Source organism: Aureimonas frigidaquae (genome assembly GCF_001463905.1).
GTDB classification, from domain to species: Bacteria; Pseudomonadota; Alphaproteobacteria; order Rhizobiales; family Rhizobiaceae; genus Aureimonas; species Aureimonas frigidaquae.
This window is the reverse complement of record NZ_BBWR01000003.1, coordinates 135371-147765: the sequence shown is the minus strand read 5'-3', so window position 1 is coordinate 147765 and position 12395 is coordinate 135371. Positions and strand designations below refer to the sequence as shown.

Annotated in this window: 8 protein-coding genes; 4 read left to right on the top strand and 4 right to left on the bottom strand. The window is 67.5% G+C overall.

The window, feature by feature from the left end; all coding sequences use genetic code 11:
- Positions 1–29 precede the first annotated feature (29 nt).
- Positions 30–797, top strand: a complete 768-nt coding sequence (cobF, locus tag AUL30_RS04405; protein ID WP_062226647.1) for a precorrin-6A synthase (deacetylating) — start codon at positions 30–32, stop codon at positions 795–797.
- Here the strand turns inward: cobF and AUL30_RS04400 are convergent.
- Entirely contained in the window at positions 751–1242 is a 492-nt protein-coding gene (locus tag AUL30_RS04400) for a MarR family winged helix-turn-helix transcriptional regulator (RefSeq protein ID WP_062226646.1), read from the bottom strand. The genes cobF and AUL30_RS04400 overlap by 47 nt on opposite strands.
- 224 nt (positions 1243–1466) lie before the next feature.
- Here AUL30_RS04400 and AUL30_RS04395 point away from each other — a divergent pair, with 224 nt between their 5' ends.
- From AUL30_RS04395 to AUL30_RS04385, 3 genes are read left to right on the top strand one after another with little or no spacing between them, the layout of a single operon-like run.
- Positions 1467–2921 carry a TolC family protein gene (locus AUL30_RS04395; protein ID WP_062226645.1) on the top strand — a complete coding sequence of 485 codons (1455 nt, stop codon included), beginning with the start codon at positions 1467–1469 and terminating at the stop codon, positions 2919–2921.
- Positions 2918–5011 carry an ATP-binding cassette domain-containing protein gene (locus AUL30_RS04390; RefSeq protein WP_062226644.1) on the top strand — a complete coding sequence of 698 codons (2094 nt, stop codon included), beginning with the start codon at positions 2918–2920 and terminating at the stop codon, positions 5009–5011. Before AUL30_RS04395 ends, AUL30_RS04390 begins: the two co-directional genes overlap by 4 nt.
- Complete coding sequence (locus AUL30_RS04385; RefSeq protein WP_062226643.1) at positions 5008–6183, top strand: HlyD family efflux transporter periplasmic adaptor subunit; 1176 nt, start codon at positions 5008–5010, stop codon at positions 6181–6183. The genes AUL30_RS04390 and AUL30_RS04385 overlap by 4 nt, the downstream gene beginning before the upstream one ends.
- On the opposite strand, the gene AUL30_RS04380 is transcribed toward AUL30_RS04385, so the two are convergent.
- From AUL30_RS04380 to AUL30_RS04370, 3 genes are read right to left on the bottom strand one after another with little or no spacing between them, the layout of a single operon-like run.
- The gene (locus AUL30_RS04380) at positions 6158–9634 is read right to left on the bottom strand and encodes an error-prone DNA polymerase (protein ID WP_244490710.1); all 3477 of its coding nucleotides are present in this window, start codon (positions 9632–9634) and stop codon (positions 6158–6160) included. The genes AUL30_RS04385 and AUL30_RS04380 overlap by 26 nt on opposite strands.
- Positions 9631–11256, bottom strand: a complete 1626-nt coding sequence (locus AUL30_RS04375) for a DinB/UmuC family translesion DNA polymerase (RefSeq protein ID WP_244490709.1) — start codon at positions 11254–11256, stop codon at positions 9631–9633. Before AUL30_RS04375 ends, AUL30_RS04380 begins: the two co-directional genes overlap by 4 nt.
- On the bottom strand, positions 11237–12094 hold the full coding sequence (locus AUL30_RS04370) for a hypothetical protein (RefSeq protein WP_062226641.1): 858 nt from the start codon (positions 12092–12094) through the stop codon (positions 11237–11239). Before AUL30_RS04370 ends, AUL30_RS04375 begins: the two co-directional genes overlap by 20 nt.
- Positions 12095–12395: the final 301 nt, after the last annotated feature.

The window sequence follows — 12395 nt, the reverse complement described above, 5'->3', positions numbered from 1 at the left end:
TCCAGGTCGCGTCGCAACGAAGGATCATCATGCGCCACATTCATATCGTCGGCATCGGCGCCGGCCATCCGGACCATCTGACCCTCCAGGCCGTGGCTGCGATTGCGCGGAGCGATGTGTTCTTTCTGTTCGACAAGGGCCAGGACAAGGCGCAACTCTCGAGCCTGCGGCACGACATGATCCGACGCCACCGTGGCGATTCGCCTTACCGGCTCGTCCAGGGCGAAAGCCCCGCCTGGTCCAGCCGCGGGCCGGGCTATGAAGGCATCGTGGCGGATCTGAACCGGCGCAAGACCATCCTGACCGGGCAATTGATCGATACGGAGCTTGCCCCCGGCGAGCACGCAGCCATCCTCGTCTGGGGGGATCCGGCCCTCTACGATTCCACGATCCGCATCATCGACGCACTGGGTGCCGAGCGCCCCGACCTGACCTATGATGTCATTCCCGGCATTTCCAGCGTGCAGGCGCTCGCCGCGCGCCATCGCATTCCGCTCAACCTCGTCGGCGATCCGGTGACGATCACCCCGGCGCGGCGCCTGGACGCGATGGACTGGGAATCGGCCGGCACGGTCGTGGCCATGCTGGACGGTGGCGACGCGCTGACCCGGCTCGTCGGGCGGGATCTGGAGATTTTTTACGGAGCCTATCTCGGCATGGCGCAGGAAAAGCTCCTGGCCGGGCCGCTGGACGGGCTGGCGCAGGCCATCGCAGTTTATCGGGCGGATGCCCGCCGGCAGCACGGCTGGATCATGGATTCCTACCTCCTGCGGCGCTGCCGCCCGGCAGCCGGTTGAGGAGCGAGCGCAGCATCTCCATCTCGGCCGGGCCGATCTCCGCCGCAAGGCTCGCATGCGCGCGCTCCCATACGGGCGCCGCCTGCGCCAGAAGGGCGAGGCCATCCTGCGTCAAAACGAGAAGCCGACCCCGCCGGTCCTGCGGATCGACCGTCACCTCGACCAGGCCGCGGCGCTGCAACGGCTTGAGGGCGGCCGTCAGCGTCGTTCGATCCATGGCGAGCAGGGCCGCGACCGGGCCCATGCCTGGCGGTTCCGGCCGGTTCAGGGACATGAGAAGCGAGAACTGGCCATTCGTCAGGTCGAGCGGCGCCAATGCCGCATCGAAGGTACGGGCCAGGCCCCGCGCGGCGCGCTGGACATGCAGACAGAGGCAACTGTCCCGCACGGCAAGCGTGGTGGCATAGGGAACGAGGCGGGATGCGGCGGCAGCGGATCGGGACATCCTTCCCATATGTTGATATCAATTTAACGCGTCAAGGCCTGCACGCTCTACCACCGGCCGCTATCCCCGGACCCGTGCCGTCAACGCCGTCGAACACGCGGCGGCACCGTGTCGCGGCAACCGCCTGTCGGAAACCATAGCCATCATCTCCATTATGCCGTATTTAACTTATCCTATATATGTTATTACGCATAAGATCAGTGGTTTTCACGGTTCGGTTTTTAATGACCCAGGGTTCGAGCATAGGCTCCGTTGCCTTTCTGCTGCTGCTGCTTGGCGGTTGCACCGGCGTTGGCGGAAGCCTGCCATTTCAGGCGCTGAGTTCCGTCGTAAAGCCGAGCGAACAGGCCGGGTCGACGGTTGAGCCGGTACAAGGCCCCACATCGGCGGGCCCGCATGCGATCACGGCGCAGATGCAGCCGGCCGCCTATACGGGGTCGGCCAAGGCGGTCCACGGTGCGCAGCGTTTCGGGATCGTCGAACTGATTGACGTCGCCATGGAAAGCAACCCCACCCTGCGGGTCCGCGGCAACCGCATCCTGAGCGCCCAGACCCAGGTCAAATCCGCCAAGCTGCAGTTCCTGGCCACGCCCAGCGTGTCGGTCGAGGGGCCCGTCACCCAGAACGATCCGCTGCTGCGCGGCAACGATGCCGTCACCATCCTGCGCGTGCAGCAGCCGCTCTGGACCGGCGGCCGCCTGACCTCGAACCTGCGGCGGGCCAAGGCCACGGTTGATGTGGCAGAGGCGGATCTCGATCACGAGCGGCAGGGCGTGGCGCTCGGCATTCTGGATAAGTACAATCAATGGTACTCATCCTACCTGAAGCGCCAGGCCATGATCGAGGGCCAGTCGCTCTATGCGCATCTCGAAAGCCTGATTCAGCGCCGCATCGATGCCGGCGCTTCGGCCGAAAGCGACATGCTCGTCCTGCAGAGCCGCGTCGATCAGCTTAACGTGTCCATCAATCAGATGGAAACGTCCGAACAGACGGCGATCGCGGCGCTGAGCCAGTATATCGGCGGCCCACTCATGGCCGCCGACCTCAAGCAGGAAAGCGCAGGACCACAGATTTCCAGCACCGACGCGCAGCGCCTCGTCGAGCAGGCGCGCGCCCGCAGCCCGTTGCTGCGGCGCCTGTCGGCGGAGGTTCGCGTCGCCGACGAGGGAATCTCCCGGGCGCGGTCCACGCTTTCGCCGGAAATCTACCTGCGGGCCCAGCGCCAGTATGGCCGCCTCGACTACAAGACGGACGAGCCCATCGACAGCGTCTATGTCGGCGTTCAGAGCCAGCTCGGCGCCGGACTGTCGAACCTGGTCGACATTCAGGGCGCGGCCTACGACCGGGACACGGCCAAGCTGTCGATCCGCTCCGGTGAACTCGCCCTCGTCGAACAGATGACGACGGACCTCGCCGTCGCCTCCACGATCGATGCGCGCATCCGCAACCTGGAGAGCGCCGTCCGCTCCACGGGCGAAACGCGTGAATCCTGGGATCGTCAGTTCGTGGCCGGCCGCAAGACCTGGCTCGACGTCATGAACGCCGCCCGTGAGCAGATGGACCTCAAAGTGCAGCTCGCCGATGCGCGCGCCACGGCCATCGTGGTGCGCTGGCGCCTGCGCATTCTGGCCGATGGGCTGGACAGCCATATTCCGAGCATGAAAGGTGAGCGCAATTGAGCGTTCTATTCCCCACGCTGACGCGCCTGGCGGCTCTCCAGGCGGAAATCGTCGATCGCAATGCCCTCAAGGAAGCTGCCGATACGGCAGAGGCGAGCGGCAGCGGGCCTTATGAGCAGCTTGTCCAGATCGGCAAGCGGCTGCAGCTCCCGAAGATCCAGAAGCTGCGCAATGCCGACCCCTCGCTTGTCCCGACGCTGATCCACAGCCGTGGAAGCTGGCGCCTGCTGCGCGGCCAGAACGGGCAGGGACAATGGGTCAGCGAGAGGCTGGACGAGGAAAAGAAAACCTTCGTGGAGGAGGTCTGGGAACCCGATCCCGCGGCGCTCGTGCTGCGCGTGCGGATGGCCCCGCCCTTCGACGCGTCGCAGAGCAAGGTCTGGCATCTGATCAAGCGGGAAGTCTTTTCCCACTGGCGCACCCTGGGCGACATCATGCTCACCACGGTGCTGATCAACCTCATCGCGATCGCGAGTTCCTTCTATTCCATGCAGGTCTATGACCGCGTGGTGCCGACGGGCGCAAGCCAGACCCTCCTTGTGCTGACGCTCGGCGTCTTCGCCGCCATCCTGTTCGAGCTCGTGGCCAAGTTCGTGCGCAGCCGCGCCTATGAACGGCTGATCGACTTCGTCGACCAGCATCTCACACGCGCGGTCTACCAGCGCCTGCTCAATGTGCGCCTGGACCAGATGCCGCGCAGCGTCGGCTCGCTCGCGGCGCAGATCCGCGGCTACGAATCGGTGCGCGCCTTCCTGACCTCCATCGCCTCTTATCTGCTGGTCGACGCGCCCTTCGCCATTTTCTTCGTCATCATCATCTGGTCCATCGTCGGCTGGATCGCCATCATTCCGGTGGGCATGCTGGTGGTCAGCATCGGCATCGGCCTCTTCTACCGCCGGCGGATGGATCAGCTCGCCACCAAGGCGAACGCCGCCGGCAATTTGAAGAACGGCCTGCTGGTCGAGACGATCGAAGGGGCCGAAACGATCAAGTCCGGCCATGGCGGCTGGCGCATGCTGTCCAAATGGCTGCAGGTCACGGACGATGCGCGCCAGAACGAAATGGAGATGCGGCATGTGTCCGAGCACGCTGCCTATCTCGCGGCGGCCTTGCAGCAGCTCTGCTATGTGGGCCTGGTGGCGGCCGGCGCGCTGGTGGTCAGCACGGGGCAGGTCACCATGGGTGGCCTCATCGCCTGCTCCATCCTGTCCGGCCGGGCTCTGGCGCCCGTCTCCGCCATTCCCTCGCAGCTCGTGCAATGGTCGAGCGTGCGGGCGGCGATCCAGGGCCTGGACCGGCTGTGGCAGCTCAAGGACGACCATGACGGGGAGGAACAGCCCGTCGTGCTGCCCCGGCTGAACGGGCATTACCGCTTCGAGGAGGTGGCCTCCTTCTATGGCGAGCGCGTCGCCTTCCAGGCCGAGAAGCTGGAAATCAAGCCGGGCGACAAGATCGGCATCGTCGGCCCGATCGGCGCCGGCAAGACGACCCTGCTGCGGCTGTTGAGCGGCATGTACAAGCCCGGCAAGGGCCGCATCCTGATGGACGACATCGACCTGTCGCAGCTGTCCAAGCCCGTCGTGGCCGAGCATATCGGCTATCTCCAGCAGGAGGGCCGGCTGTTTGCAGGCTCCCTGCGCGACAATCTCGTGCTCGGCCTGATCGATCCGGGCGACGAGGTGATCCTGGAAACGGCGCGGCGCACGGGCCTGATGGCGGCGGTGATCGCCAACCATCCCAAGGGCCTGCACCAGCCGATCTACGAGGGCGGCATCGGCCTGTCCGGCGGCCAGCGCCAGCTCGTCAACCTGACGCGCATCTTCCTGCGCAATCCGGGCATCTGGCTCCTGGACGAGCCGACCGCCTCCATGGACAGGGCCTCCGAGGAAAGCGTCATCCAGGCGCTTCGCCAGACGATCGCGCCGCAGCACACGCTGATCCTCGTGACGCACAAGCCGGAAATGCTGTCGCTCGTGCAGCGGCTCATGGTCGTGACCAACAACCGGGTGGTCGTCGACGGCCCGCGCGACGCGGTGCTTCAGCACCTGCAGAAGATGAGCCAGGAACAGGGCGTAAAGGTATCCGCATGAGCCAGACCTTCGACAAGCGCATCGAATATGCGGCGCGTCGGCGCATCCCCGCCTCGCTCCTCCTGGCCCTGCTCCTGGGCATCTTCATGGCCTGGGCCAGCTTCTTCAAGATCGAGCAGGCCGTGCGCATGACCGGCCAGATCATCCCGAGCGGCCGCACGCAGATCATCCAGTCCGTGGATGGCGGCGTGGTGTCCAAAATCCTGGTCCATGAAGGGCAGGTGGTGGAAAGCGGGCAGGAACTGGCCGTGCTGGAGCGCGGCCGGGCCGAGGCCGGCTACGAGGAAAGCCGCTCCCGCCGGGCGGCACTGCGCGCCTCGCTGGCGCGGGCCCGCGCCGAAGCCATCGACGGGGATCCAAGTTTCGACGCCGATCTGGACCAGTATCCCGATTTCGTCGAGGCGCAGAAGCGCCTGCACGAGCAGCGCCAGCGCGCCTTGGGCGAAACGCTGGAGACCCTGGACGAAGCCCTCGTCATGGCCAGGCAGGAGCTGACCATGACCCAGGATCTCCTGAAGAACGGCGACGTTTCCAAGCTCGATCTTCTGCGCGCGCAGCGCGCCGTGCTCGAACTCGACGGCAAGATTTCCGACATCCGCAACAAAGCCATACAGGATGCGCGGGCTGAGGTCGCCAAGCTGGAGGAGGAACTTTCCTCCATGGACTACAAGATCGACGAGCGGCAGGACATCCTGCGCCACACGGCTCTCCTGTCGCCGGTGTCGGGCGTGGTGAAATTCATGCGCATCAACACGGTCGGCGGCGTGCTGCGGCCGGGCGACGAGCTCATGCAGATCGCCCCGACCGACGGCGGCGTCATCATCGAGGGCAAGGTTCCGCCGGCCAATATCGGCCAGTTGTCCGAAGGACTGCCGGCCACGGTGCGCATCGATGCCTTCGACTACTCGATCTACGGTTCCCTGAAGGGGGAGGTGACCCTGATCAGCCCGGATACGCTGACGGATACGGCGGCCAATGGCCAGAGCATGCCCTATTACCGGGTCCATGTCCGGCTCAACGACGACCAGTCGCAGAACGCCAAGGCATCGCAGATCCTGGTCAAGCAGGGGCTGACGGCGACGGTCGACATCCGCACCGGCGAGCGCACCGTGCTGCAATATCTCATGAAGCCGGTCGTCAAGGCCTTCAGTGGCGCGATGCAGGAGAAGTAAGCCGCTCGGCCCGGGCCGCCGCGCCGCGTTGCGAACCGGGGTCGGGGCGGCGCACCTCGTCCGCCCGGGCCAGGGCCCGGCCGAGCGAGGCCGCCACCTCGGCCACGGGCCCGATCGAGGGGATGGGCCCCCGGATGACGGGCTTATGGTTCTTCAAGGGGCTCTTCACGTGATCGGTGGGGGCCAGCAGCCGTGCACCGTCCAACCCGCCCTGGGCGATCCGCACCAGCATGGATGTCATGTCCACGATCTCGTCCGCGACGATGTGGATGACCCCGTGGCTGGCCTGGAGCCGGCCCCGGACCTTCAGCATCCGCCCGCCCAGCACGACGGCCCGGTACGCTTCGAAGACCTTGGGCCAAACGATGATGTTGGAGATACCGGACTCGTCCTCCAGCGTCATGAAGATGATTCCCTTGGCCGATCCCGGCCGCTGCCGGATCAGGACCAGCCCCGCCACGGTGACGAAGCGCCCGCTGCGCAGGTCCGGCAAACGCCCATGCGGCACGACGCCGAGCGGATGCAGGTCCCGGCGCAGGAAGCTCATCGGATGCGCCTTCAAGGACAGGGACAGGAACCGGTAGTCGTTCACAACCTCCTCGCCCGGCGGCATGGCGGGAAGCCGGGCTTCCTCTTCCTTTTGCAAATCTTCGGATGTTGCCGCCGCAAAGAGCGGCAGTGATTCGGCGGCGCTGCCGGCATCCAGCGCCTCGGCCGCCCAGAGCGCATCGCGGCGTGGCAGGCCCAGCGCGGCAAAGGCGTCCGCATCGGCCAGGCGGGTGATGACGGCGCGTGACAGCCCCGTCCGCAACCACACATCACGCACCGAATCGAAGGGCCGATCCGCCCGCGTGGCGACGAGCCGGTCCATATCCTTGCGGCTCAGGCCCTTAACCTGCCGGAACCCCAGCCGCACGGCGTGCCGTGTCCGGATGCAGTCGGCCATCGACGCATTGTGCCGCGCGATCCGCGTGACGTCGAAGGACGTGGGTTCGAGGCCATTGTCCCAGGACGAGGCGTTGATGCACAGCGGACGGATGTCCACGCCATGCTCGCGCGCATCCCGCACGATCTGCGCCGGCGCGTAGAAGCCCATGGGCTGGGCGTTGAGCAGCGCTGCCGCAAAGACGTCCGGATAGTGGCATTTGACCCAGGAGGAATCGTAGACCAGCACGGCAAAGGAGGCCGCATGGCTTTCGGGGAAGCCGTATTCGCCGAAGCCCTCGATCTGCCGGAAGCAGCGCTCCGCGAAATCGGCATCGTAGCCGTTGGCGATCATGCCCCCCACCATCTTGTCCCGGAAGTTCTGGACCTTTCCGGTGCGCTTGAAGGTCGCCATGGCGCGGCGCAGCTCGTCCGCCTCCGTGCCGCTGAAATTGGCGGCCACCATGGCGATCTGCATGGCCTGTTCCTGGAACAGGGGCACGCCGAGCGTGCGCTTGAGCACCGCTTCGAGTTCCGGCTTCTGGTAATGGGCCTGCTCCTGCCCCATGCGCCGCCGCAGATAGGGATGGACCATGTCGCCCTGGATCGGACCCGGCCGGACGATGGCCACCTGGATCACCAGGTCGTAGAACTCCCGGGGCTTCAGCTTGGGCAGCATCGACATCTGCGCCCGGCTTTCGATCTGGAACACGCCGAGCGTATCGGCCCGCGCCATCATCTGCCAGACGGGGCCATCGCCCGGCTCCTTGGGCAGCGCACCCAGCCGGGGCGCGTCCCCGTGTTGGAAATCCTCGGCGTAATGGCGGTCCAGAAGATCGAAGCTGCGGCGCAGGCAGCTCAGCATGCCAAGCGCCAGGATGTCGATCTTCAGGATGCGCAGCTCGTCGAGGTCGTCCTTGTCCCATTCGACGATGATGCGGCCCTTGTCGCCCGTATTGAGCACCGGCACCGTCTCGTCCACGCGGCCGCGGGTCAGGACGAAGCCGCCCACATGCTGCGACAGATGGCGCGGAAAGCCGGCCATCTCATGCGCGAAATGCAGCATGTTGGCCGTGGTCGTCTCGGCCTCGTCCAGGCCGGCGGCGCGCGCCTCCCAGGTGCCGAGTGCCGATTGGGACGTTCCCCAGACCGAGGCGGACAGCGCCGCGACCGAATCCTCCGACAGGCCGAACACCTTGCCCACCTCACGCGCGGCGGAGCGGGAGCGGTAGGATATCACCGTGGCGGCGATGGCCGCCTTGTCCCGCCCATAGGTATCGTAGATCCAGTCGATGATCTCGTCCCGGCGTTCATGCTCGAAATCGATGTCGATATCCGGCGGCTCGTCGCGCTCGGGCGATATGAAGCGTTCGAACAAAAGATTGCCGCGCGCCGGATCCACCGCCGTGATGCCGAGGCAGTAGCAGATGGTGGAGTTGGCGGCCGAGCCGCGGCCCTGGCACAGGATGCCACGCTCCCGCGCCGCCTTCACGATCCGCTGGACCGTCAGGAAATAGGGCTCGTACTCCAGCTGCTCGATGATCTCCATCTCGCGGTCGATCTCGTGTCCGACACTGGCCGGAACCCCCGCCGGATACAGGCGCCGGGCGCCTTCCCAGGCCAGATGGCGCAGCTCCGCGGCCGGGCTGCGGCTCAATCCCAGCGCCTCGTCCGGATATTCGTAATGCAGGGATTTCAGATCGAAGGTGAGGCCGGAAAAGAAGCGCCGGCTTTCCGCCACGGCCTGGGGATGGTCGCGGAACAGGAACGCCATGTCCCGTGTGTCGCGCAGGTGCCGCTCGGCATTCTGCGCCAGAATGAATCCCGCCTCGGCCAGCGTCACATGTTCGCGGATGGCAGCCACCACATCGGCCAGCATATGGCGTTCGCGCACATGGTAGAGCACGTCGTTTGTGGCCAGGAGCGGAACGCCGCTGCGCATGGCAAGCTCGGCCGCGCGGGCCAGGAAGCGCTGGTCCCGCCCTTCGCCCCGCGCCGATGCCGCCAGCCACACCCGTCCGGGCGCGGCATCGTGCAGCCGGCCGAGCACATCGGCGCAGTGGCGGGCAATATCGGCCCAGCCCGCATCCGCAAGCGCGGCAGGGGCGATGAGCGCCAGGCGCAGATTGCCGGAAAACTCCAGAAGATCCTGAAGGTCCAGCGCGCATGCGCCCTTCTGCGTGCGCAGATTGCCCCGGCTGATGAGCCGGCAGACATGCGCCCAGCCCTGCCTGTCCTCCGGATAGGCGAGGATCTCGGGCGTGCCGTCTTGGAAGACCAGGCGCACGCCGGGCCGAAAGGCAAAGCCGCATTCGCGTGCGGCCTGGTAGGCCCGCACCACGCCGGCCACGCTGTTGCGATCCGCCAGCCCGACGCCGCCGAGCCCCAGCGCCTTGGCGGCCACCACGAGTTCGCCGGGGTTGGAGGCGCCCTGCAGGAAGGAAAAGGTCGATTGCACGCCGATCTCGCAGAACCCCTCCGTCATGGGGTGGAATCCGGTCGCGTCGGAAGGGCGGGGTTTGCTCATGCGAAGATGCCATGCAGGAACCAGCGCGGTTCCTTGGCGCCGTAGAGCCCCTCGCGGAACATCCAGTACCGGCGCCCTTCCTCGTCCTCGATGCGGAAATAATCGCGCGGGGGCTCCGGCTCGGCGCCGGGAACGGCACGCCGCCACCATTCCGGCTCGATCCGCTCCGGCCCTTCGATCCGCAGCACCCGGTGCACGGCGCGGCGCCAGACGAAGCGCACCGGCTCTCCCTCCGGCAGGACGGCCATCGCCTCCACCGGCTCGGCCGGATGCAGGAGCCGCAAGGGGCGCATGGCCAGCGACCGTTCGGGCGCCATGTCCCGTGCCCGTGCCAGCCCAGGAACAAGCCCGGGGGCCAGCCCGGGAACAAGCCGCTGGGCCGCTTCCGGCCAGTGCGAGGCGACGGGGGCGAGCGACAGGACGCTTTCCGGGCCCAGGCGGGCCGCCAGCCGGTCCACCAGGACGGTCAGCGCCTCGCCGCTGTCTTCGCTCTGCGAAAAGCCCGTCTGGCGCTCGGCCAGGGGCGCCATCGACATGACGGCAAGCCGCAGGAGGTCATAGCCATAGCCGGCATCCCGCTCGTCGCCGATCGCCTTCAGGCGCTCGGAAAACAGGCGGCGCACCCGCTCGGGATCGCGCAGCGGACGGGATGTCGCCAACAGGATCCGCTCCACCACCCCGTCCACCCGGAACAGGGACAGTTCGAGCTGGCGCGCCCCTTGCCCCGACCGTTCCAGATCGGGCTTCAGGCGGGTGGCCAGGTGCAGGATCAGGCCTTCGATATCCTCCACGCGCCCGATCGGCTCGAAAAGCCTGCGCTCGTGGATGAGCTGGGGGACAGGACGGCGCGGGCTGATCGGCCGGGTGGCCTGGCCGGTTCCCGTATCGAGCCGGTCCAGGAAGGCGGCCCCGAAGCGCCGGCCCAGCGATGCCCGGGGCTGGGACAGGATATCGCCCACGCAGCGCAACCCCAGCCGGTCCAGTATGGCCGCCGTGTCCGGTGGAAAGCGCAGGGCCCGCACGGGCAGCGGACGCAGCGCCTCCAGTTCCGCGCCCGCCGCCAGGATGGTACCGGGCACGAAGGCGGCAAGGGCCAGGGCCGGTCCGGCCGAGGGGGCGATCGCCGCCTGCCCGGCAAGGCCTTGCGCGGTCAGCCGCGCCAGAAGGTCGGCCATCATGGCCGCTTCGCCCCCGAACAGATGCGCGCAGCCCGTAATGTCCATCAGAAGGCCGCGTGCGCCGTCCAGCGCGACCAGCGGCGTGTACCGGTCGCACCAGTCGGCCACGGCGTCCAGGAGCCGCATGTCGGCGCCCCGATCGGCCGGCTCGAAGGCAAAATGGGGAAAGCGCGCCCGTGCCTCCGCCAGGCTGGCGCCGCGCGCCAGACCGGCGCGGCGTGCCCGCTCGCACAGGGCGACGATCCGCACCAGGCCGCCGTCGCGCTCGTACAGCGCCAGCGGGGCCAGGTCGTCCTGCGTGCGGGCGGCGGCGGCAATGCCATCCTCGGCCACGGCCAGAAGCCCCGCGCGCGGCGCGCGGTGGGCACTGCCCGTGGCTTCCCGGAACAATCCCGCCGTCGGCGGCCCACGCCCTTCGCTGCGCTCAGGCCCGGCGTCTGGCAAGGGAAATTCCCGGCGCCAGGAACGGCCGGACCGTTCCCGCCGCAGCCGGTCGGTCGACAGGTGGGGAAGCGACAAGGCCAGGATGCGGCTGGCTCGCGGCAAAGCGGCGTTCGTCAATGTTCCACTCCAGGCGAAAGGGGGCAGGCTGACCGAGCGGAGATTTCTCCACCACGATCTCGAAGACCGAATGGCCGATCAGCCGGGCCAGATGCGGCAGGTCCGGCACGCGGGAGGCCGGCGCAGAGGCCAGGCGCAGCCGTTGCGGCGCCGCCGTGGTTTCCGGCTGGGCAGCCTGCCGCAGCAGCACGATGGGCAGGCGCGCGGTCCTGGCCCGCAGATGCAGGCGGCGCGTGCCTTCCATCCGCAGCCGGGCCGGATTGCCGAAGACTTCCAGGACGACCAGTGCGGCCGCGCCCGAGGCCGCCGCCTCCTCCGCCGCCCACAGGGCCTCTTCCAGCCGCATGGGCCGCACCATGGCGAAGGCGGCAGGCGGCAGGCCGAAGGCCGTCAGCCCCGGCGCATAGAACAGCCCCGCCTCGCGCAGGGTGAACCGATCGGCGATCCACAGGAGCGGCCGTGCGGGGGTGGCGCCGAACAGCACCGCCAGCCCGGCCAGGAACCCTGCCGCAGCGCCACCGCCCTGCGCCTCCGCCAGCCGGATCTCCGTCAGGCCGGCAGCCGGAAAGCCGCCGCCCAGCGCGCGATCGGCCTCGGCCACGCCGAAAGGCAGGATGTTGCCCGAGCGCGTCGCCGCGCGGCCGGCCGGCGGCAGCTCCTCCAGCCGGGCGATCTCGCCCCGCAAGAGGGACAGGCGACTGGCCTTTCCGGTCACGGACATCACGCTCTCGGCAGATGGGTCGCATCGCCGCTCCATAAGACCTCCACAGGGCCTTTTTGTTCCTGATTTGTTCCTATGGATTCCAGAGCGCCCGGATGGAGTCAAGCATGGTGGAAACGGGCGCGACATGCCGGATCGGCTCTCTCCGCCCTGTGAATCCGACGAATCCCGGCCCGGCAGCCACCTTAAAAAAAATCTGTTTCCTGCCACGCCATCACATGTCGGAGCGAGCTTGCTGCACCCCGTGCGACGCCATGGCAAAGCCCTTGCCCTTAGGCTAGAAAAGGCGCGTTCCGACGGG

Coding starts and splice junctions, on each gene's coding strand:
- cobF (WP_062226647.1), top strand. CDS start 30: ATGCGCCACATTCATATCGTCGGCATCGGCGCCGGCCATCCGGACCAT.
- AUL30_RS04400 (WP_062226646.1), bottom strand. CDS start 1,242: ATGTCCCGATCCGCTGCCGCCGCATCCCGCCTCGTTCCCTATGCCACC.
- AUL30_RS04395 (WP_062226645.1), top strand. CDS start 1,467: ATGACCCAGGGTTCGAGCATAGGCTCCGTTGCCTTTCTGCTGCTGCTG.
- AUL30_RS04385 (WP_062226643.1), top strand. CDS start 5,008: ATGAGCCAGACCTTCGACAAGCGCATCGAATATGCGGCGCGTCGGCGC.
- AUL30_RS04380 (WP_244490710.1), bottom strand. CDS start 9,634: ATGAGCAAACCCCGCCCTTCCGACGCGACCGGATTCCACCCCATGACG.
- AUL30_RS04370 (WP_062226641.1), bottom strand. CDS start 12,094: ATGTCCGTGACCGGAAAGGCCAGTCGCCTGTCCCTCTTGCGGGGCGAG.